The sequence below is a fragment of the Candidatus Methylomirabilota bacterium genome (genome assembly GCA_035315345.1).
Taxonomy (GTDB): Bacteria; Methylomirabilota; Methylomirabilia; order Rokubacteriales; family CSP1-6; genus CAMLFJ01.
Window position 1 is genome coordinate 20,878 of record DATFYA010000104.1, and the last position, 20,339, is coordinate 41,216.

A 20,339-nucleotide genomic window follows, 5' to 3' on the forward strand; every position below is an offset into this window, starting at 1 on the left:
CCCGCTGCCGGCTCAGCGCGCGGCGATCTGCGGGCGGCGGGCCGCGCCGACGTGGTCGAGCGCGTCGAAGAAGCGGTCGATGTCGGCCGCGTCGCAGTGCACGTGCGGCGAGACCCGGATGCGGCCTTCCCCGCCCCACACGAGCACGCCCCGCTCGGCGAGCCGCGCGGCCAGGCCGGCGGCATCGTCGGCCAGGAAACAGATGTTCCCGGCCCGCTCCGCCACCGGCTCCGGCGTGATGACCGGGAACCCGCGGCGCCGCAGGCCCTCGATGAGCGGGCGGCCCAGATCCCGGGCGTGACGCTCGACGTCGGCGGGTACGAGCGCCTCGAGGCGCTGCAGCGCATTGTCCAGGACCGCGAGGCCCAGCAGGCTCGGGTTGCCGGCCTCGAGGCGCGAGGCGTCGGCGCGCCAGGGCATCGCCAGCGGGTCCGACGTCCCGCCCCGATGGCCGACGCTGTGCCAGCCCACGGTGTGCGGGGCGAGCGTGCCGACGCGGCGCGCGCTGTAGGCGAACAGCCCGACGCCGTGGGTCGCGAGCAGCCACTTGTAGCAGCTCGACACCACGAAGTCGCAGATCGCGCCCGGCACCGGCACCACCCCGGCGGCGTGCGTCGCGTCCACCGCAAGCCAGGCGCCGGCGCCGCGGGCGATGTCCGCGCAGCGCGCCAGGTCGAGGCGCTGACCGGTGAGATAGCTCACCTGGCTCACCAGCACGAGCCGGGTTCGCCGATCGACCCGGGCGGCCAGGTCGTCGAGCCCCAGGTAGTGGTCGCGGGTGCGGACCACGCGCGGCTCGACGCCACGCTCCCGCAGCAGGGCGGCCGGGTAGATCAGCGACGGGTACTCGAGGTCGGCGAAGACCACGTTGTCCCCGGCCCGCCAGTCCACCGAGCGCACCGCCTGGTTGAGGCCCTCCGAGGCGTGGGCCAGGAGCGCCACCTCGGCGGTGGTGACGCCCAGCAGCCGGGCCGCGCGGCCGCGCACCCGCTCGGCGGTGACGAACATCTGCTCGCGGCCGGCCATGCCCGCGCTCTTGAGCGCGCCGAAGCGGGCGCACGCGCCGTCGTGCGAGCGAAGCCACGGGGCCTCGCCGCCGGTGCAGAGGTGCGCCACGCCATCGAGTCCGACGAACTCGCTCTTGTCGATCAGGGCCACGGGTCGTTCCTCCCTCGGGGTAGCCTAGCCACCGCGTTCGATGTCCGCAATGACCGGGTAACGATTACGCGGAGCCGGGCCGCCGAGCGGACGCGGAGCCGCGAATCGTTACCCAAGCACGCGTTTCCGTGGCGGCTCGACCGGTAGGGAGCGCTGGCACCGGCCTTGCGTCATGCGTCCGGCAGTGCCAAGCACATCGCAACGGTCGAAGCCGACCTGGAGTCCTTGGGCGCGCGAGTATGCGCGCACTCCCGAGCGCTACGTGTTTGGCACGGCCCCATCGGACTTCGCGCTCGAGGTCGCCCGGCTGATCAGGCCGGGCGACTACGCGCTCGATCTCGGGTGTGGCGAGGGCCGTGACAGCGTGTTCTTCGCGAGCCTCGGCGCCATCGTCACCGGGGTGGACGTCTCCGCGGAGGGCCTCGCCAAGGCGAGGCGCCTGGCCCGGATGCGCGGGGTGCGGGTGGGCTGGTGGCAGGGCTCCATCACCGGCATGCTCCCGTCCGGTCCCTTCGATCTGATCTACTCGTGCGGCAGCATCCACTACGTGCCGCGGGCCGACCGCGGCGCGTTATTCGCGCGGCTCAAGACCGCCACGCGGCCCGACGGCCACCAGGCGCATCTCGTGTTCACCAACGACCTGGTGCACGAGGAAAAGGGAGAGGTCGTGGAATATTTCACCGCGGGCGAGCTGCACGAGGCCTTCGTCGACTGGCAGACGATCACGTGCGGCCAGCACGTGATCCGCTGCGCCCAGGACGGGACGGTGCACGGCCACGCCGTGGAAGAGCTGGTGACGGCCCGGCCGCAGGGCTGAGCGCCGCGGCCGTCCGAGCCGTGATCGCCTGATCCACCGAGAAGAAGTCGCTCCAGGGATCCTTCCGCACCGCGCGCAGCTGCTTCGGCACCGTCACCAGCGTGAAATCCTCGGGCCGGACCTTGCCCGTGACGTCGCTCCAGCCGAGCGGCATCGAGACGGGCGCGTCCGGCCGGGCGCGGGGCGAGTAGGTGGCCACCGCGGTCGCCCCGCGGAGGTTCCGGAGGTAGTCGACGAAGATGCGCCCGCGCCGCGCGGCCTTCAGCGGGTTGATCGTGTAGCGATCCGGTGCGCGGCGGACCAGCTCGGCCCCGATGCGCTCGCCCAGCCTCCGTAGCGCGTCCCAGCCCGCCGCCGGGCGCAGCGGCGCCACGACGTGCAGGCCCTTGCCGCCGGTGGTCTTCACGAACGAGACCAGCCCCAGGTCGCCGAGCAGCGCGCGCACCGCCAGCGCGCCCTCCACCACCCGCGCCCAGGCCACCCCCGGCGCCGGATCGAGATCGAGCACGAGACGATCGGGACGCTCCAGACGGCCCACCCGTGCGCCCCACGGATGGATCTCGAGCACGCCGATCTGGCTCAGCGCGACCAGCCCGGCCAGATCCTCCACGTAGGGGTACCACGCGGTGGCGCCGCCGCCCTCGCGGATCCGGACGCGCGCGACGTCCTCCGGCATGCCGGCCCCGACGTGCTTCTGGTAGAAGCACTGCCCGCGCTGGCCTTCCGGACAGCGCACCAGGCTCAGGGGCCGGCCGGTCACGTGGGGCAGGATCCAATCCGCGATGGCCTCGTAGTAGCGGGCCAGCGCCAGCTTGGTGACGGCCTGCTCGGGGTAGAGCACCCGATCGGGATGGGTGAGGCGCACGCCCGCCACCTGGACCGGCGCGTCGCTGCCGCCCGCGATCCGTCGCCCGGCAGGCGGACTCGGCGCATGGCTGCGCTCGCGCACCACCTGCCCCGCGGGCTTGTCGTCCCGCAAGCCCTGGAACGAGGGATGGCGCAGCAGGCCGTCGCGGGTCCATTCGGTGAAGGTCACCTCCCCGACCAGCGTGGGCTTCACCCAGTGGGCGCCGCGCGCGGGCGGCCGCGGCCCGTCCGGGGCGAACGGAGAGGTCCGCTGCTCGAGCCGGCGCAGCCGCTGACCGAGCGTGGCGAGGGTGGCGTTGGTGAACCCGGTGCCGACCTTGCCGGCGTAGACCAGTCGGCCGTCCGGTTCGTGCACGCCCAGCAGCAGCGAGCCGAAGTCGGCGCGCGCCCCCTCGGGATCCGTGAAGCCGCCGATGACGAACTCCTGCCGGGCCATGCACTTGACCTTGAGCCACGATGACCCGCGCCCGGAGACGTAGGGCGCGTCCTTGCGCTTGCACACGATGCCTTCGAGCGCCATCTTGCACGCGCGCTCGTAGACCGACTGCCCCGGGGCGTCGAAGTGCTCCGAGTAACGCAGGCGCCCACGGCGGCCCCGGAGGAGACGGGCCAGGGCCTTCTTCCGCGCGATGAGTGGCTCGCCGCGCAGGTCGCGGCCGTCGACGAAGAGCAGGTCGAAGGCCACGTAGGTCAGCGCGCGGCCGGACTCGGCGGCCTGCTGCAGCGCCTGGAAGCTCGAGACGCCCGCCGCGTCGAACACCACGATCTCGCCGTCGAGCAGGGCCTCCTTCACCGGGAGCGCGGCGGCCGCCTCGGCGACCGAGGTGAAGTGATCGGTCCAGTCCTGGCGGTTGCGGGTCAGGAGCCGGGCACGCCCGCGGTCGATCCGCGTGAGCATGCGATAGCCGTCGAGCTTGACCTCGTGCACCCACTCGTCCCCCACCGGCGGCGCCGACACCAGCGTGGCCAGCTGCGGCGCGACCCACGCGGGCAGGGTCATCGCGCGGGGCGTGAGGCGCGCTTCCGGGACGGAGGCTTCCGGGTGGGGGGCGTCGTGCCCGCGTCGCGCTCCTTGATCAGGAGCCAGTTCTCCTTCGCGCGAGGCTCCTCGTCGCGCGGCCGCATGCGGACCAGCGCCCAGCCGCCGCGCAGCCGGCGGCCGTGCAGGGTGAACTTCAGCGAGCCCTTCCGGTAGCCGGCGCGCGGGTCGCCGTCGGCCTCCCACCAGCCGCGGTCCCAGATCGCGACGCGCCCGGCCCCGTAGTGGCCTTCCGGGATCACCCCCTGGAAGCGTCCGTACTCGAGCGGATGATCCTCGACGTGCACCGCGAGCCGCTTCTCGCCCGGCACCGGCCTGGGCTCCTTGGGCACCGCCCAGCTCTTGAGCACCCCGTCCAGCTCCAGGCGGAAATCGTAGTGCAGGCGGGTGGCCGCGTGCCGCTGGATGACGAAGGAGAGTCGCCGCGCCGCGCGGCGCCGCCCGCCGCGCGGCTCGGGCGTGGCCGCGAAGTCCCGCTTGCGACGATAGGTCGCGAGGCTCACGGGTCAGGCGGTCTTCTTGCGGCGCGACCGGTGGTGCTCCTCGCGCTTCCGGCGCGGCTCCGCTTTGGCCAGACTCTTCTGGAGCAGGTCCGCGATGTCGATCACCTCGGCGCGGCGGGCGCGGGGCGCGGCCTCCTCCTCGGGCTCGGGCGAGGCGGCGAGCTGGCCGGCCCGCCCGCGCTTCTTGATGAAGGCGAGCAGCTCGTCCCGGTACTCGTCGTGGTAACGCTCGGGCTTCCAGGGCTCCGTCATCTCCGCGATCAGCCGCTCGGCCATCGAGACCTCGCGGTCGGTGATCTTCAGCGACTTCAGCCCGCCGGGCACCCGCAGCTTCGATGGCTCGCGCAGCTCCGCGGCGTAGCGGAGGAGATCGAGGACCAGCACGTCGTCCTGCGCGACCACCGCGGCCAGGTGCTGGCGTGTCTTCACCACCACGCTGGCGACCGCCACTTTCCCGCTCCGCCGCAGCGCCTCCCGGAACAGCGCATAGCCGCGATCGCCGCCGCGTCCCGGCTCGAGGTAGTACGGCCGGTCGAAGTACGTGGGCGGAATCTCACCGGCTTCCACGAACGAGAGGATGTCGATCCGCTGGGTGCGCTCCGGGCTCGCCCGCTTGAGATCGGCGTCGCTCACGATGACGTAGCGGCCGTCCTGGTACTCGAAGCCCCGCACGATGCGGTCGCTCGGCACCGGCTTGCCGGTACGCTTGTTGATCTTCTGATAGCCGATGGGGGAATCGTCGCGCTCGTCGAGCAGGGTGAAGTCCAGCTCGTCGTGCGCCTCGGCGGTCACCAGCGAGACCGGGATGTTGACGAGGCCGAACGAGATACTGCCGGTCCAGAGTCGGGAGGCCATCGTGGCTCCTTCAGACCGCGATCGCCGACGGGTCCACCGGCTCCGACCAGGCCGGGCGGACGCGCAGGCGGGTGAGCACATCGGCCACGCGGCGGGCGGTGCCCAGTCCGGACCACGTCACGCGCTGCAGCGGCCACACCGCGAGATGCTCCGGATGCCGGGCCAGCAGGTCGTCGAAGAGGCGGGCGCGGGGCATCAGCGCGTAGGCCTGGTGGACGGCGGCCGGCTCGTCGTCGGAGCCGGCGAAGCCGCCGACCCGGGCCAGCCGGGCGCTCATCTCGGGCTGCGCGATCTCGCCGAGCCGCACGAGCGCGGCCACGCGCGCCACCACGATCGCGGTGTTCCACAGCCCGTCCGGGGCCAGGACCGGCGCATCCGGTGGCCGGGGCCACAGCCGACGCACCGTGGTGAGCACGCCGTCGTCGTCGAGCGGGGCGCCCGGCTCCAGCCATCCGTCCTCGCCCTCGGGCGCGGTGGCGGGCGCGCCGAGCAGGATGACCCGTCCGGGATGCTGATCGAGCGCGCGCGCCGCGTCGAGCACCTGGGCCATGAGCGTGGCCTCGCCCAGGATGAAGTGGTCCGACGGCACGATCACCACGGTGGCGCCCGGATCGCGGCGCCCGATCCAGTGCGCCGGATGAAGCGCGCCGGCGGCGGTGCCGCGATCCTCCGGCTGGACCAGCACGTAGGGCGGCGAGGCGCAGCCCTGGAGCGCCTCGGTGATGTATGCGGTGTGCGAGCGCACCGTCGACACCACCGTGCGGTCGGCCGAGACCGCGAGGGCCAGCCGATCGAGCGTTTGCCGGAGGGGGCTACGCGATCCGAGCAGCGGGACGTACTGCGTCGGCCGGTCCAGGCCGAGGACCCGCCGGACGAACGGCCGCAGGGCGCCACCTTCGCCGCCGGAGAGCACGATCGCCCACGGCCCGGTCGCGCCGCGCATCGCTACGCGTTGATCTGGCGGGCGGGCACGCCCGCCATCTCCGCGCAGTGGGCGCAGCAGAAGTAGCGGCCGTCCGACGCCTCGACGCCATGGCCGACGATGCGGCAGCCACAGTGTCCGCAGCTGGGCGCCATTGCGTGCAGCGCGCACTCGAATGAATCGAAGGTGCCCTGTCGCCCGGCGGCCGTGATCACCATGGTCTTCTCGTACTCGTTGCCGCAAACGTCGCAACGTCCCATCGCGTGGCCTCCCCCCATCGATCGTCGTGTCGAGGAATGTCGTGTCGTGCTTGATTCACCAGCCGGGCCGCCGCGACCCCGGGATCCTCGACTGGGGCCGCGGCCGCCGTCGAGCGCGACGCCCCGCGCGCCGCCCTCGCGGGCCGGCGGGCCGGCACCGCGCCGAGAGCGATCAGCGCCACCAGCGGGGACAGGAAGAAGGCCACGACGAACCAGGCGATCGGATCACGGCCCTTCTCCCAGCCCACCCAGGCCGCCACGGAGGCGCCGCCGATCCAGAGACCGAACGCCAGCAGGGTGAGGAGCAGGCCGAGCCTCACCACGTCGCCGGCCAGATCGGTCATCCTCGACGTCGCTTCCGTGGCGGGGGGCTCAGCGCCCGACGCCCAGCAGGAACAGAATGATGATCAAGCTCAGCGGAAGACCCAGTAGCCAGAGCAGAATCAGCGCCATCACCAGCCTCCCGTTCCGGAGCGGATTGGCCGCGTCCGGTAGTGCGTGAACGTCATCGGTTCGCCCGATCCCATCCAGCCGCCGATCACGCCGCCCACCAGCCCCAGCAGCAGCGCGGTCACCGCGGCGGTCGCAGTGTTGCGCGCCGCGTTGGCCGCCGCGATCGGATCCTGAGCGGCGGCGGGCGGCGGCACCACCCACGCGGGCGTGCCGGAAAGCCCCCCGTACCAGCCGCCGAGCGCGGTGGCCGCGCCCAGCGACAGCAAGGCGAGCAGGAGAGGTACCGCGACCAGCCAGACGATCGCACCGTGCAGCATCGCGCTCTCCGACCGGCGGAAGCCGCCCACTTTCGCCGCCACCCAGCCGCCCAGCGCGAACGACAGGAACGCGCCGAAGACGCTCCAGACGAGCGTCCAGAAACCGACGTCCTTCCACGTCGCGAAGGGATGGCCGACCCGATGCGCGCCGACCGCCGTGCCGACCAGACCGAAGATCAGCGCCAGCGCGATGGCCGACAATGTGCCGACCCACACCGCGCTCCACGAGACCGGCCACGGATGGTTCGTCATGGTTCCGTCCCCGTAGGTCACGGTGGTGACTTCCTCCACTCGCACGCCAGTTGCCATGTCCCTGCCTCCCTGCGTGTCAAGGCAGCAACTTCTGTGCCCGGCCTGACGCGTGGCAAGACGGCCGTCTCTCCTGTCGCCGCGCCGGATGCGCCCCCGGTACCTGCGGCGCAGCGGAACGGTTTACCCGGTAAGGTCGGCGCGTCAGGCCGCGGCGCTCGCGCCGATCTTCGGCAGGATCTCCCGCTCGTAGAACCGCATGAATCCGGCCTGATCGGGTCCGACCTGGTGAATGCAGATGTGGTCGTAGCCGGCGTCGGCGTACTTCGCGACGGCGGCCCGGTGCCGCTCGGGATCCGGCCCGCAGACGATCGATTCGGCCACGTGGTCCTCGGTGACCAGCTCCGCGACCGCCTCGAAATGCTTCGGCAGGGGCAGCTCCCACGACAGGCTCGACTCCATCGCCGCGGTCGGCCAGACCTCGCACGCAATGCGCCGGGCGGCCGCCTCGCTCCGGTTCCAGCACACGGTCAGCTCCGCGTAGCGCGGCTTGCCCGCGCCGCCCGCGCGATCGAAGCGGCCGACCAGCTCGCGCGAGGGATCGGTGCCGATCATGCCGTCGGCGAGGCGGCCGGCGAAATCGGCGCTGGCCGGGCCGCCCACCGCGAGGAGGAGCGGGGGCGGCGTGGCGGGGCGCGAATACAGCCGCGCGTTCTCCACCGTGAAGTGCCGGCCGCGATGGCTCCGGTTCTCGCCTTCCCACAGGAGCCGGATCACCTGCACCGCCTCCAGCAGGCGCTCCTGCCGCACCTCGGTCTCCGGCCACCCCTGCCCCACGATGTGCTCGTTGAGATTCTCGCCGGTGCCGAGCCCGAGGAAGAAGCGGCCCTCCATCAGGAGCGCGCAGGTGGCCGCCGCCTGCGCGACCAGCGCGGGATGGATCCGCATGGTGGGACAGGTCACCGCGGTGCCCAGCTCCAGCCGACGGGTCGTGGCCGCGATGGCGCCGATCACGCTCCACACGAAGGGGCTCTGCCCCTGCCGATCCGTCCACGGATGGAAGTGGTCGGAGATCAGCGCGAACGAGAAGCCGGCGTCCTCGGCGAGACGCGCGAGGCGGACGAGCTCACGCGGACCTTGCTCTTCGCTGGATAGCTTGTAGCCGAGCCGGATGCCGCGGGCCCCGGCGGAGCCGGCGCGTCGAGTGCGCTTCGCCATGACGAATCCTCCTGATAGGCCATGAAGTGCGGATAGAGCTGCACCGGATGCGTCAGCGGCGTCGCGGGCAACGCCACCGACGGCGGATGCAGGATGAACGTGTGGAGCTCGGCGGACGACGGCCCCGCGTGGGCGCCGCGCTCGTCGATGAAGCTCACGTCGCCCCCGGGCGCGCCGGTGCCGTACAGCACGATGTCGCCCGCGCTCGGCATCGCCATGAGGTCGCGCAGGCCGGCCACCACCACTTCGCGATCGGCCCGCCGCGCGAAGGGATCGCGCACCGCCGGGGCGGGACGCCGCGTCAGCGGCACCCGCTGGCCGCGATACCAGCAGACCGGCCCCGAGCCGCCGCGGGCCAGCACCAGCCCGATTCCGGGATGCCGGGAGAGCCGGGCGAGCGCGTGGGGATGGCGGGCCTCGATCTCGGCGGCGAGGAGCGGCGTCTCCCGGTCGGTGAAGTAGACGAAGGCGTTCGGGCCCGCGGCGATGATCTTCATCTCGGGCGGCGCCTCGCCGCCCAGCGCGTCGCGGACCACGTCGTCCAGCGAGGCACCGCGCGCGACGCGCCGGAACGTCCGCGTGGGCGACTGCCCGTGATCGGACAGCACGTAGAGGTCGTAGCCCATCTCGGGCAGGCGGCGCACGATGCGGGCCAGCTGCTGGATCGAGCGGTCCACCCGTCCGAGCCCGCGGAAGGCCAGCCGATCGGCCGGCCCGAACGCGTGTGAGAGCACGTCGTAGTCGAGGAAGTTGACGTAGATCGCGGGCACACCGCGATAGAGATCGGCCGAGACCAGCAGGGTGAAGAGCTGGCGCGCCCAGATCGAGATGCCGATGTCGACCACCAGCGCCTCCAGCGAGCGGCGAATCTCCACGCGGCCGGCCGCGGTCGCGGATGCCGTGCGGGCCGCGAACCGGCCGAGCGTCACCATGGTCAGGCCGAAGCACTTGAGCGCGACCCAGGCCAGCAGCAGCCCCGAGAGGGCGGCGCGGCGCAGCCCTCGTCCCGCGCTGGCCAGGCTGCGCAGGCGCGCGAACGTCCACAGGTCGTTGGCGGCGCCGCCGGTGAAGACGCAGCCGTAGCACGACCCGCCCTCGAGGATGCCGGTCCGGCCGCGCGAGTGCCGCTGCTCGACCAGGTCCGCCACGCCGTGCTTGGGAAAGTGCAGCTCCCGCCGCTCCCGCTTGTCGTAGAAGTGGAATCCGGGAATGTCGGGGTGCTCCCCGTACATGAGCGAGGCCTGGAATGCGGGCGTGGAGGACGGCAGCCCCACCGACAGGTCGCGCCGGGCCAGCTGACCCGTCACCAGGAGCCGTCGGACGTTGCGCAGGCCGTCGCCCTGCAGGGCCCGGTCGAACATCTCGCGCGAGAGGCCGTCGATCTGGATGATCAGGAAGCGGCGGCGCGGCGGCCGCGCGGCCGGCGGCACCAGGCGCATCCATCGGCTCCATCGGTCCACCAGGCGCTGGATCCGGAGGACGAGCGCCTCCATGCGTCAGGCCCGGCCGAGCTTCCGCAGGCCGATCGCGGCGAGCCCGGCCACCAGCGCCGCCGCGGCCACCGCCGCCGCGATCAGCGGCCAGGAGACCGTCCCGCGCATCGCGACCAGGTAGAACGCGTCGGTGCCGAGGATCAGCACCGCGTTCACCGGGATCATGGCCGCCTCGGTCCAGAGGACGTAGCGCCAGAACGGGATGCCGGTGAGCCCGAAGCCGTAGTTGACCACCGCGAACGGCGCGATCGGGACGATGCGGAGGAACGGGATCACCACCCAGTCGTGCGCCTCGACCAGTCGCGACAGCCGGGCGAAGCCGTCGGTCTCGCTCAGCCGCGCGGTCAAGGCGTCGCGCGCCAGGTAGCGTGCGATCAGAAAGCCGCCGGCCGCGGACGCGCCGCTCGCCACCACCATCACCACGAAGGCGATCAGCGGCCCGAACAGCAGGGGAGACAGCAGGGTGAACGGCGTGCCCGGCACACCGATGAGGGTGGCCGCGACGTACACGACGACGAAGGCGGCCGGGGCGAGGATGCCGAGCGCCGCGGTCCAGGCCCGCGCGGTCTCGACGTGGCGGCCGAGGTCGACGGCGCGGCTCGCCACCACCACGGCCACGAGGAAGGCGGCGAAGACGACGAAGGGCCACCAGCTCCGCCGCCGCGCGACGGGAAGCCGGCGCGCCGCCGCCAGCCCGGCCGGGGACGCCGACATCTCAGGGCTCCGGCGTCGCGTCGGCGAGGGCCTCGGCTCCGACCGGCCGGCTCTCGCCCTGGTCGATCGCCGCCGTCCAGATGGAGGCATCCGCCTCGCTCATGCTCCCGTGCGGCAGGAGGCGCGCGTCCTCGTAGCCCCAGAGCTGCACGTCCACCAGGTACTGCGCGCGCGAGGTGATCGGCCCGCGGCAGACGCGCCGCGGGGAGGGCCGCTCCATCTCGTGCTCGAGGGCGCGCAGGCAGCGCCGCATCAGCGCTTCCGGCACCCGCGCTCGCTCGGACGGATAGATGAAGCCGAAGAGGATCAGGTGGCTCAGCAGCACGCGCCAGTGGCGGCCGAATCGCCGGGCCAGCCGGGTCCAGTCGAGCGCCTCCGCGCGGGCGTGAATGAGATGGGCGATGTCCGCGCCGTCGTAGCGTTCGCGCTCCATCACGAAGGCCTTCGACCAGATGGTCTCTTCGGCCGGGCAGAGGCGGGCGGACTGGCCCATCACGGTGGAGGGCACCGCGTGCTGGAACCATTCGTCGTCCACCGCGCACACCGCGTTGCCCGAGTTGAAGATGACGTCGATGTGCTCGCGGTCGTCCCGCTTGATCTTGGCGAGCCAGTGCGGGAACGTCATCTCCCACGCGTAGCCGAGGCGCTGCTCGACGTGGGACAGCGCGGCCGGCACGTCGCGCTCCCGCATGAAGAGGTCGAGGTCCTTCACCGACCGACCGATCCCCAGATAGCGCTCGAGCGCGTGCCCACCCCCCACCAGGAACTCGCAGCCCGCCGCGTTCAGCTCGGCCAGGACCGAGGCATGGAAGCGCTGGGTCGCCGCGGAAGGCCGGCGCGAGCGCAGTGCGGGCCGACGGGCGGGCGCCATCGCCGGGCTCACGGGGCCGCCGCCACCGGGCGCGCGGGCGCACTCTGCGCGCTGGCCAGCGTGGCGCCGGTGCCGGTCGTCTCGGCCGCCGGCACCTCCACCACGCGGAACGGCGGCTGGTCGGGGAAGCACCGCCGCAGCAGCGGCAGCGCCACGTTGTAGACCGGCACGCCGGCGGCGGTGGCACCGACCGGCTGCCCGCGGTGGGCGTGCCCGTGAAAGACCACGCTCGGGGCGTAGCGATTCAACGGCTCCTCGAGGCGGCTCGAGCCGAGGAACGGATAGATCTCCACCGGCTCGCTCTCGACGGTGGCGGCGATCGGCGCGTAGTGCAGGAGCGCCACGCGCCCGGGCGTGCGCAGCCGGGCCAGCGCGGACTCGAGCTTGAGCGACTCGTCCAGCGCCGCTCGCACGAAGGCCTTGATCGGCTCTTCGCCCCAGGACTGCAGCGCCCGCTCCCCGAAGCCGCCCGCGAAGCCCTTGACCCCCGCGAAGCCCACGCCGAGCACCTCGATGGCGGTGCCGTCGAGCACGGTGACCCCGGCGGTCTCGGAGAGAATGTGCACGACCTCGTCGGGCACGCTGGACTCGAAGTCGTGGTTGCCGAGCACCGCGAGCTTCGGCAGCTTCACGGTGGCCACCTCGCGCGCCAGCACGCGCGCCTCCTCGGCGGTGCCGTAGTCGGTGAGATCACCGCAGAGAACCATCACGTCGGCGCTCTCCGCGATCTTCGCGAACAGCGGCTGGAAGGCGCCCTCCGAGGTCTTCGTGCAGTGCAGATCGCCGACGGCGGCCACGCGAATCGAGCGGGATCGGGGCTCGGTCATGGACAACGCTCGAAGTGCAACCCCTGTGCCCGGGCGACGCGACGGAAATCCGACGTGAATCGGCGGCTTGTCTCGCGACGCCGACACGCGCCGGAAGTCTTTACCGGGTACTTCGGTTCAGGGGGTGGCCCGGCCTCGCGACGGCCGAGCGGTTTCGTCGGTGAATCGCGGCGGAGCGTGGGGGGCGCAGTGGCAACGCGATTGCAGTTCCCTGGTCTCATGCGAATCGCTCACGTCTCCCCGCTCTACGAGCGTGTGCCGCCGCGGCTCTACGGCGGCACCGAACGCGTCGTCTATAACCTCGTGGAGGGGCAGGTGCGCCGCGGCCACGAGGTCACCCTGTTCGCCAGCGGCGACTCGAGCACCAGCGGCACGCTGTCCGCGGTGGTGCCGCGCGCGCTCCGGCTCGACCACGGGCTGGCCGATCCCCTGGCGCCGCACATCGTGCAGATGGCGCAAGTGTTCGAGCGCGCCGACGAGTTCGACCTGATCCACTGCCACGTCGACTACCTCGCCTTCCCGTTCTCGCGGCTGGTGTCCACTCCCACCGTCCACACCCTTCACGGCCGGCTGGACGTACCGCACCTGCGCCTGGTGATGAGCCATTTCGACACGGTGCCGCTCGTCTCGATCAGCGACGCGCAGCGCCGGCCCCTCGAGGACCTCGACCTGGCCTGGGCCGGCACGGTGCACCACGGGTTGCCGCTCGACGGCTATCCGCTCGGAGCCGGACGGGGCGGCTACCTGGCCTTCCTCGGGCGTCTCTCGCCGGAGAAGCGGCCGGACCTGGCCATCGAGGCCGCCAAGCGCGCCGGCCTGCCGCTGAAGATCGCGGCCAAGGTGGACCCGGTGGACCGCGTGTACTTCAAGGAGGAGATCGAGCCGATGCTCGCCCATCCGCTGATCGAGTATCTCGGCGAGATCGGCGAGCGCGACAAGGCCGCGTTCCTGGGCAACGCGGTCGGCCTGCTCTTCCCGATCGACTGGCCGGAGCCGTTCGGGCTGGTGATGATCGAGGCGCTCGCCTGCGGCACCCCGGTGATCGCGCGCCCCTTCGGCTCGGTGCCCGAGATCATCGTGCCCGGCCGCTCCGGCTTCATCGCGGACTCGGTGGAGGAGATCGCCGAGGCGGCGCGCCATCTCGACCGCATCGACCGCGACGCGTGCCGGCGGGAGGTCGAGGCCCGGTTCAGCGTCGAGCGCATGGTCGACGGCTACGAGGCCATCTACCAGACCCTCGAGGCGGGCGCTCGGCTCTCCTGAGCGCCGACTCGGCACGACCCCATCATGTCCGAGACCTTCGACGAGGAAGGCGCGCGCGATCCGTACTACATCCGCACCTCGCCGGTCGCCACGGACCTGCCGCGGCTGGTGGTCAAGTGCGACGACGCCTTCTTCGTCGCGGATCATCACGGCGACTTCCCGGAGCTGCCGGACAGCGAGTTCGGCTTCTACGTGGGCGGCACCCGCTACCTCCGCAGCCTCGAGCTGTGGGTGCACGGTCAGCGGCCGCTGCCCCTGAACGCGGCGGTGTCGGACGACGGCCGCCAGGTCTCGGTCGATCTCACCAATCCCGATCTGAGCCACGGCGAGATCGTCGTGCTGAAAGGCCGGCTCCTCCGGCTGGCCCGCCGTCTCACCCTCGCGCCCACCGGGCTCAGCGAGCTGCTCACCGTCGAGAGCTTCAGCCCGGACCCGCACGAGCTGGTCCTCACCTGGCACTTCGTGGCCGATTTCGTCGACGTGTTCGAGGTGCGCGGGATGGTGCGCGAGCAGCGCGGCGACCTGCTGCCGCCGACGGTGGAGGGCGCGACGGCCCGCCTCGCCTACCGCGGACTCGATCGGGTGGTGCGCACCACCACCCTGACCTTCGATCCGCGGCCGGAGAAGGTGACCGCCGGCTTCGCGCGCCATCGGCTCTTCATCCCCCCCGGGGAGTCGGTCGAGATCCGGCTCACCGTGGACACCGCGGAGGGAGATGCGCCGGCGGCCGCGCGGTACGCGTCCTCGGCCGCGCGGCACGCGTCCGAGGACGAGGCGGGCCCGCCGGTGCGCGTGGCCACCGCGAGCGCCAGCTTCGACGAGTGGGTGGCGCGCGCCTGGGCCGACCTGCGCATGCTCACCACCCGGACCTCGTACGGGCGTATCGCCTACGCGGGCATCCCGTGGTTCGTGGCTCCGTTCGGCCGCGACAGCCTCATCGCCGCGCTCCAGCACCTGCCGTTCGATCCCGATCTCGCGCGCGGCACGCTGCGCTTCCTCGCCGCGTACCAGGGGCGCGAGGACGACGAGTTCACCGACCAGAAGCCGGGCAAGATCCTGCACGAGTACCGCCGCGGGGAGATGGCGGCCTGCCGCGAGATCGTGTTCATCCCCTACTACGGGTCGGTGGACGCGACGCCGCTCTTCCTGATGCTGGTGGCCGAGTACCTGCGCTGGACGGACGACCGCGCCCTGATCGCCGAGCTGCAGCCGGCGATCGACGCCGCGCTGGGCTGGCTCGAGCGCTCCGAGTACGTGACGTACGCCTCGCGCTCGGCCCGCGGGCTCGTCAACCAGGGCTGGAAGGATTCCCACGACGCGATCATGCACGAGGACGGCGAGCTCGCCACCGGTCCGATCGCGCTGGTCGAGGTGCAGGGCTACAAGTACGCGGCCCTGCGCGGGATCGCCGACGTCCTCGACACGCAAGGCCGCGCCGACGACGCCCGGCCTCTCCGCGCCTCCGCGGATCGCCTGCGCGAGAAGTTCCTGCGCGACTTCTGGATGGAGGACGAGGGCTATTGCGCCCTCGCCCTCGACGGCGCCGGCGCGCCGTGCCGGGTGATCTCGTCCAATCCCGCGCACGCGCTGTGGACCGGTCTGCTCCCTCCCGATCGGGCGGAGCCCGTCGCCAAGCGCCTGCTCGGGACCGCGATGTTCTCGGGCTGGGGCGTGCGCACCCTCGGCGTTCGCATGCGTCGCTACAACCCCATGAGCTATCACGACGGCTCGGTCTGGCCGCACGACACCGCGATCGCGGCGGCGGGCCTGCGACGCTACGGCTTCACCGACGAGTTCATGACGCTCGCCACCGGGCTCTTCGAGGCGGCGCAGTACTGCGACGGCCGGCGGCTGCCCGAGCTGTTCTGCGGCTTTCCCCGCGTGCCCGGCTACGGGCCCACGCCCTACCCGGTGGCCTGCTCGCCCCAGGCCTGGGCCGCCGGCGTCGTGTCCCAGCTGCTGGGCGAGATGCTCGGGCTCGAGCCCGACGCGCCGCAGAATCGGCTGACGTTCCGCAACCCGGTGCTGCCCGAGTGGCTGCCGTGGGTGGAGGTGCGCGGGCTGCGCGTGGGCCAGTCGCGCCTCGACGTGGTGGTCACGCGCGGGCGCGAGGGCGCCGCGGTCGAGGTCCTGGAGCGGCACGGGGGCGCCGAGATCGTGGTGAGGCGCTGACCGTGCGGAGGCGCGCGCCGCTCGGCCTGATCGCGGCGCTGCTGGTCGTCCTCGGGGCGGCGCCGTCGGCGGCGGCGCCGATCGCGGTCCGCCACGCCGAGGGCGTGACCCACGGCTTCCTGGTGGTCCGCTCGCCGGCCGGCGACGTCATCGCCGAGGGCGATCTGCTGCAGGTCATCCGCCCCGAGGGGGTGGAGTCACGCCTGGTGTTCCGCTTCCGCGACGGCTCGACCTACGAGGAGACGGCGCTGTTCTCGCAGCAGCGGGTCTTCACCTTGCTCGGCTACAAGCTCCGCCAGAAGGGCCCGAGCTTTCCCATGGAGATGGACGTCTCGCTGAGCCGCGCGGGGGAGAAGGGCCGCTACCAGGTGCGCTCGCGCCAGGAGCGCGAGGACGAGACGCAGGCGAGCGGGGAGGTCGACCTGCCCGCCGACGTCTACAGCGGCATGCTCACCATGCTCGTCAAGAACGTCGCCAAGGGGACCACCGAGACCGTGCAGGTGCTCGCCTTCACCCCGAAGCCGGTCCTGGTCCTGGTCGAGATCGCGCCGGTCGGCGAGGAGCCCGTCATGGCGGGCGAGCGCCGCGTCACCGCCACCCACTACGTGCTGACGCCGAAGCTCGGCCTGGTGCGCGGCACCATCGCCCGGATCATCGGCAAGAATCCCCCGCCCTACCACTGCTGGATCGTCACCGGCGACGTACCCGCCTTCGTGAACATCGACGGGCCGCTCTACGGCGGTGGCCCCATCTGGCGGGTCGAGACGGTCAGCCCGCGCCCGCCCGCGCGCCGCTGATCACGCATTCCCGTCGGGTCAGACGGCGCCGCGACGGCCGCCGGCCAGCGCGGCGGCGGTCTCGATGAGGCGGGCGGGATCCACCGGCTTGGACAGGTGCGCGTCGAAGCCGGCGGTGTGCGCGCGCCGCGCGTCCTCGTCGCTGGCGTAGGCGGTCAAGGCGATCGCGGGGGTCCGGCAGCCGAGGCTCTCCTCCATCGCGCGGAGCCGGCGCACCATCACGTAGCCGTCCTCGATCGGCATGCCGATGTCGCTGATCAGCACGTCGGGCCGCTCGTCGCGCAGCGCGTCCAGGGCCTGGGCCGCCGAGTCGGCGGTGCGCACGTGCGCGCCGCCGCGCTCGAGCATGAACCGCATGACCTCGCGGGCGTCGGCCTCGTCGTCGACCACCAGGATCCGCAGGCCGGAGAGGCTACCGTCCACCGGAGCGTCGGTGTGCACCGCGACCGGCCGCTCCACCGGCGCGCGGGCGGCCACCGCCACCGGCAGGCGCACGATGAAGGTCGCGCCCTGGCCCTCACCGTCGCTCTCCACCACCACGCTGCCACCGTGCAGCTCGACCAGGTGCCGCACGATCGCCAGCCCGAGCCCGAGCCCGCCGTACCCGCGATTCGTGCTGCTCTCGGCCTGGCGGAACCGCTCGAAGACGTGCGGCAGGAACTCGCGCTTGATGCCCACCCCGGTGTCGGCCACCGTGATCAGCACGTCGGAGTTCCGGGCCATCAGGCCCACCGTCACCCGGCCCCCGCGCGGGGTGAACTTGATCGCGTTGGAGAGCAGGTTCCAGAGCACCTGCTGCATCCGGTCGGGATCGCCGAGCACCGCCGCCACCTCCGGATCGATCCGCGTGTCGAGGCTCACGCCCTTGGCGAGCGCGGCCGCCTCCACCGCCTCCATCGCGGCCCGGATCACCCCGGGCAGCCGCACCGGTCGCGCCTGCAGGCGGAGCTTGCCGGTGACGATGCGGGAGACGTCGAGCAGATCCTCGATGAGCTGGCCGAGGGTCTTGGTGGACCGCTCGATGGCGTCGAGGGCGCGCTCCGCGCTGGCCGGATCGAGATTCGGCGACCGCAGGAGGTACGCCCAGTTGAGCAGGGGCTGGAGCGGGCTGCGCAGCTCGTGCGACAGGGTCGCGAGGAACTCGTCCTTCATGCGGCTCGCCCCCTCGGCCTCCGCGCGCATCTGGTGCTCGTGGGCGAGCATCTGCATGTTGTGGATCGCGATCGAGACGTACTCGGCGAGCTGGCGGAGGATGGTCTCGCTGCGATCGGTGAACGGCCGCGGGGTGCGGCGGTGCACGTAGAGCAGCCCCTCCACCCGGCCGTCCACCATGATCGGCACGATCATGGTCGCCACCAGGCCCTCGGTCTCGATCATCGCCGCGTCCTCGACGCTGCGCGGGTCCCTGGCCATGTTCTCGCTGCGGAACGATTCGCCCGACTCGAGCACGAGCCCGCCCGCGCCCTTGCCCGGGTCGACGACCATCCGCTCCGGCGCACCGCGGTATTCACCGGCCCGGTGGCGCATCACCATGGCTCCGCTCTCCGGCTCGCGCAGGGCCACGCCCGTCAGGTCACAGCCGCACAGCTCCTTGGCTCCGTCCACCACGCGCTGGAGCACGGTGGACACGTCGCTGGCCGCGTTGATCGAGCGGGCCAGCTCGGCGAGCACCTCGGCCTCGCGGCGGCGGCGGCCCGCCTCGACGAAGAGGGCCGCGTTGTCCACCGCGACGGTCGACTGGATCGCCAGGCTCTCGAGGGCGGCCAGGTCGTCGAGGGTGAACGGCGCGCCGTCCGCCCCGCGGACCACCACGATCACCCCGAGCACGCGCTCGCGGCTGGTGAGCGGCTGGGCCATCGCGTGATGCACGCCCATCTCCACTACGGGGCGGAGCGCGTAGCTGGACCGCGGATAGTCGTTGGCCAGGAGCCCCCGGCGCGCCGCCGCGCAGCTCGCCACCAGCCCGCCCTCCAGGGGAAACGGGGCCTGGCTCGCCGGCTCGGTCCGGCTCCACGCGCGATGGTCCGGGGCCTGGCTCTCCTCGTCGACCAGATACGCGAAGGCCTGCCCGCCGAACAGGCGGCCCGCGCGCTGGACGATCGTGGCGAGCAGCCGATCGAGGTCCAGCTCCGCGCTCACATCGCGCTGGACCGCGGACAGGCTCTCGAGCTGCTCGCGGCGCGACGTCTCCAGCGCGAACAGCCGCGCGTTCTCCAGGGCGATGGCGGCCTGATTGCCGAAGTCCTGCAGCCGCCGGATCTCCTCCTCACGGAAGGTGCGCCCGGTGACGTCGCCCACCGCGAGCACCCCGGTGATGCGGCCGCCGATCCGCAGCGGCACCGCCAGCACCGAGCCGTGCCCGGCGCGCTGGATCCGCTCGCGCATCTCCGGCCCGAGGGTGAGGCGCGGATCGGCCAGGATGTCCGGGCTCGCCACCGCGGCCCCTTCGCGCACCGCGAGACCGGCGACCGACTCGTCGCCGGAGATGCTGGTGCCGGGCGCGAAGGAGTCGCCGGAGCCGGTGGCCGCCACCGCCACCAGTCGACCGGAGGACTCGCGCTCCCACAGCACCGCCAGCCTTCCGCCCAGCAATGCGCGGATGTTCTCGACGATGTAGCGGCCGACGCCCTCGACGTCGAGCGACTGCACGAGAGCCTGGCCCACCGCGGAGAGCGCGTCCGCGTCGCGGCGCGCCGCCTGCTCGCTCGCCACGACCTGGGCCTGCTCGCGCTCGATGGCACGCCGGTCGGTGAGATCGCGCAGGACCAGCACCGCGCCGATGGTCTCGCCGTCGTGGTGGCGCACCGGAGCGACGCTGCCGTCCACGAGTCGGTCCTGCCCGTCGGGGCGGCGCAGCACCGTGCCCGCGGGCAGCGCGACGACCGTGTTCTCGCGGACGACCCGCCGCATCGGACTCGCCACCGGCTCGCGCGTCTGCTCGTCCAGCAGCGAGACCACGTCGGCCAGCGCCCGCCCGCGGACCGCCGCCTCCGCGCAGGCGGTCAGACGCTGCGCCGCCGAGTTCATGAACGTGACGCGGCCGGCCCGATCGGTCACGATGACGCCGTCGCCGATGCTGGCCAGGGTGACCGCCAGCTCCTCGCGCTGATCCCGCACCCGCTCGTCGGCGCGTCGCTGACCCGCGGCCAGCATCGCGACCGCGACCGCCACCACCGCGAAGAGCAGCACCCGCACGATGTCGTCCTGGTACGGCGGCTCGAAGAAGGCCGACTGGCCCGCCGCGGCCACCGCAGTGGCGACGAGGCCCGGACCGAGTCCCCCGTACCAGGCGCCGAGCACCACCGCGGCGAGGAGGAGGAACAGCTGGGAGCGCTCGGCCAGCGGCAGGACGTACAAGGTGATGGTGAGGGCGATGGCGACCGCCAGGACGGCGGCGCCGTACGACCAGACAGCCTTCGATCGTGAAGTCGGCACGTGCGGTGGGCGTATGATGCCCGGAGGATCGCTCAAGAGCAATGCGCATGCCGGGCGCTTTCGACACGGGGATTCGCGGGGATTCGGGCTGGTTTGCGCCGCGAGGACC

18 protein-coding genes are annotated in these 20,339 nt (G+C 72.7%); 4 read left to right on the forward strand and 14 right to left on the reverse strand.

The window, feature by feature from the left end; all coding sequences use genetic code 11:
- Positions 1 to 12 precede the first annotated feature (12 nt).
- Positions 13 to 1,158, reverse strand: coding sequence for an aminotransferase class V-fold PLP-dependent enzyme (locus VKN16_13700; protein ID HME95256.1), 1,146 nt, complete (start codon positions 1,156 to 1,158; stop codon positions 13 to 15).
- 262 nt (positions 1,159 to 1,420) lie between these two features.
- Between VKN16_13700 and VKN16_13705 the strand changes: the two genes are divergently transcribed.
- Positions 1,421 to 1,975, forward strand: a complete 555-nt coding sequence (locus tag VKN16_13705) for a class I SAM-dependent methyltransferase (GenBank protein ID HME95257.1) — start codon at positions 1,421 to 1,423, stop codon at positions 1,973 to 1,975.
- Here VKN16_13705 and ligD read toward each other — a convergent pair.
- The 12 genes from ligD to VKN16_13765 form a co-directional block, all read right to left on the reverse strand.
- The gene (gene ligD / locus VKN16_13710) at positions 1,881 to 3,842 is read right to left on the reverse strand and encodes a DNA ligase D (protein ID HME95258.1); all 1,962 of its coding nucleotides are present in this window, start codon (positions 3,840 to 3,842) and stop codon (positions 1,881 to 1,883) included. The two genes, VKN16_13705 and ligD, sit on opposite strands and share 95 nt — an antisense overlap.
- Complete coding sequence (locus VKN16_13715) at positions 3,839 to 4,384, reverse strand: DNA polymerase ligase N-terminal domain-containing protein (GenBank protein HME95259.1); 546 nt, start codon at positions 4,382 to 4,384, stop codon at positions 3,839 to 3,841. Before VKN16_13715 ends, ligD begins: the two co-directional genes overlap by 4 nt.
- 3 nt (positions 4,385 to 4,387) lie before the next feature.
- Positions 4,388 to 5,239, reverse strand: coding sequence for a Ku protein (locus VKN16_13720; GenBank protein ID HME95260.1), 852 nt, complete (start codon positions 5,237 to 5,239; stop codon positions 4,388 to 4,390).
- A gap of 10 nt (positions 5,240 to 5,249) precedes the next feature.
- Entirely contained in the window at positions 5,250 to 6,182 is a 933-nt protein-coding gene (locus VKN16_13725) for a sugar phosphate nucleotidyltransferase (GenBank protein ID HME95261.1), read from the reverse strand.
- 2 nt (positions 6,183 to 6,184) lie between these two features.
- Positions 6,185 to 6,421 (reverse strand): hypothetical protein, encoded by a 237-nt coding sequence (locus VKN16_13730; GenBank protein HME95262.1) that lies wholly within the window; start codon positions 6,419 to 6,421, stop codon positions 6,185 to 6,187.
- Complete coding sequence (locus VKN16_13735) at positions 6,373 to 6,765, reverse strand: hypothetical protein (protein ID HME95263.1); 393 nt, start codon at positions 6,763 to 6,765, stop codon at positions 6,373 to 6,375. The genes VKN16_13730 and VKN16_13735 overlap by 49 nt, the downstream gene beginning before the upstream one ends.
- 108 nt (positions 6,766 to 6,873) lie before the next feature.
- Entirely contained in the window at positions 6,874 to 7,500 is a 627-nt protein-coding gene (locus VKN16_13740; protein ID HME95264.1) for a hypothetical protein, read from the reverse strand.
- Positions 7,501 to 7,644: 144 nt separating this feature from the next.
- Positions 7,645 to 8,613, reverse strand: coding sequence for a TIGR03557 family F420-dependent LLM class oxidoreductase (locus tag VKN16_13745; GenBank protein ID HME95265.1), 969 nt, complete (start codon positions 8,611 to 8,613; stop codon positions 7,645 to 7,647).
- A complete protein-coding gene (locus tag VKN16_13750) occupies positions 8,514 to 10,151 on the reverse strand; it encodes an alkaline phosphatase family protein (protein ID HME95266.1) in 1,638 nt (545 codons plus the stop codon). The genes VKN16_13745 and VKN16_13750 overlap by 100 nt, the downstream gene beginning before the upstream one ends.
- A 3-nt stretch (positions 10,152 to 10,154) precedes the next feature.
- Positions 10,155 to 10,865 (reverse strand): VTT domain-containing protein, encoded by a 711-nt coding sequence (locus VKN16_13755; protein ID HME95267.1) that lies wholly within the window; start codon positions 10,863 to 10,865, stop codon positions 10,155 to 10,157.
- Position 10,866: 1 nt separating this feature from the next.
- Positions 10,867 to 11,736: a nucleotidyltransferase gene (locus VKN16_13760; protein ID HME95268.1), complete on the reverse strand. Its 870-nt coding sequence runs from the start codon at positions 11,734 to 11,736 to the stop codon at positions 10,867 to 10,869.
- Positions 11,737 to 11,744: 8 nt separating this feature from the next.
- A complete protein-coding gene (locus tag VKN16_13765) occupies positions 11,745 to 12,563 on the reverse strand; it encodes a metallophosphoesterase (protein ID HME95269.1) in 819 nt (272 codons plus the stop codon).
- A 219-nt stretch (positions 12,564 to 12,782) separates the two neighbouring features.
- Here VKN16_13765 and VKN16_13770 point away from each other — a divergent pair, with 219 nt between their 5' ends.
- From VKN16_13770 to VKN16_13780, 3 genes are read left to right on the forward strand one after another with little or no spacing between them, the layout of a single operon-like run.
- Positions 12,783 to 13,826 carry a glycosyltransferase family 4 protein gene (locus tag VKN16_13770; protein ID HME95270.1) on the forward strand — a complete coding sequence of 348 codons (1,044 nt, stop codon included), beginning with the start codon at positions 12,783 to 12,785 and terminating at the stop codon, positions 13,824 to 13,826.
- Between the two features lie 24 nt (positions 13,827 to 13,850).
- Positions 13,851 to 15,998 (forward strand): amylo-alpha-1,6-glucosidase, encoded by a 2,148-nt coding sequence (locus VKN16_13775; GenBank protein HME95271.1) that lies wholly within the window; start codon positions 13,851 to 13,853, stop codon positions 15,996 to 15,998.
- 2 nt (positions 15,999 to 16,000) lie between these two features.
- Positions 16,001 to 16,795: a hypothetical protein gene (locus VKN16_13780; GenBank protein HME95272.1), complete on the forward strand. Its 795-nt coding sequence runs from the start codon at positions 16,001 to 16,003 to the stop codon at positions 16,793 to 16,795.
- A gap of 18 nt (positions 16,796 to 16,813) precedes the next feature.
- Here the strand turns inward: VKN16_13780 and VKN16_13785 are convergent, their stop codons facing one another.
- Entirely contained in the window at positions 16,814 to 20,230 is a 3,417-nt protein-coding gene (locus tag VKN16_13785) for a GAF domain-containing protein (protein ID HME95273.1), read from the reverse strand.
- Positions 20,231 to 20,339 lie beyond the last annotated feature (109 nt).

Excerpts from the sequence above, each read along its gene's own strand:
- VKN16_13730 (HME95262.1), bottom strand. The coding sequence starts at position 6,421 with ATGGGACGTTGCGACGTTTGCGGCAACGAGTACGAGAAGACCATGGTG.
- ligD (HME95258.1), bottom strand. The coding sequence starts at position 3,842 with ATGACCCTGCCCGCGTGGGTCGCGCCGCAGCTGGCCACGCTGGTGTCG.
- VKN16_13770 (HME95270.1), top strand. The coding sequence starts at position 12,783 with ATGCGAATCGCTCACGTCTCCCCGCTCTACGAGCGTGTGCCGCCGCGG.
- VKN16_13735 (HME95263.1), bottom strand. The coding sequence starts at position 6,765 with ATGACCGATCTGGCCGGCGACGTGGTGAGGCTCGGCCTGCTCCTCACC.
- VKN16_13720 (HME95260.1), bottom strand. The coding sequence starts at position 5,239 with ATGGCCTCCCGACTCTGGACCGGCAGTATCTCGTTCGGCCTCGTCAAC.
- VKN16_13755 (HME95267.1), bottom strand. The coding sequence starts at position 10,865 with ATGTCGGCGTCCCCGGCCGGGCTGGCGGCGGCGCGCCGGCTTCCCGTC.
- VKN16_13775 (HME95271.1), top strand. The coding sequence starts at position 13,851 with ATGTCCGAGACCTTCGACGAGGAAGGCGCGCGCGATCCGTACTACATC.
- VKN16_13760 (HME95268.1), bottom strand. The coding sequence starts at position 11,736 with ATGGCGCCCGCCCGTCGGCCCGCACTGCGCTCGCGCCGGCCTTCCGCG.
- VKN16_13750 (HME95266.1), bottom strand. The coding sequence starts at position 10,151 with ATGGAGGCGCTCGTCCTCCGGATCCAGCGCCTGGTGGACCGATGGAGC.
- VKN16_13725 (HME95261.1), bottom strand. The coding sequence starts at position 6,182 with ATGCGCGGCGCGACCGGGCCGTGGGCGATCGTGCTCTCCGGCGGCGAA.
- VKN16_13740 (HME95264.1), bottom strand. The coding sequence starts at position 7,500 with ATGGCAACTGGCGTGCGAGTGGAGGAAGTCACCACCGTGACCTACGGG.
- VKN16_13765 (HME95269.1), bottom strand. The coding sequence starts at position 12,563 with ATGACCGAGCCCCGATCCCGCTCGATTCGCGTGGCCGCCGTCGGCGAT.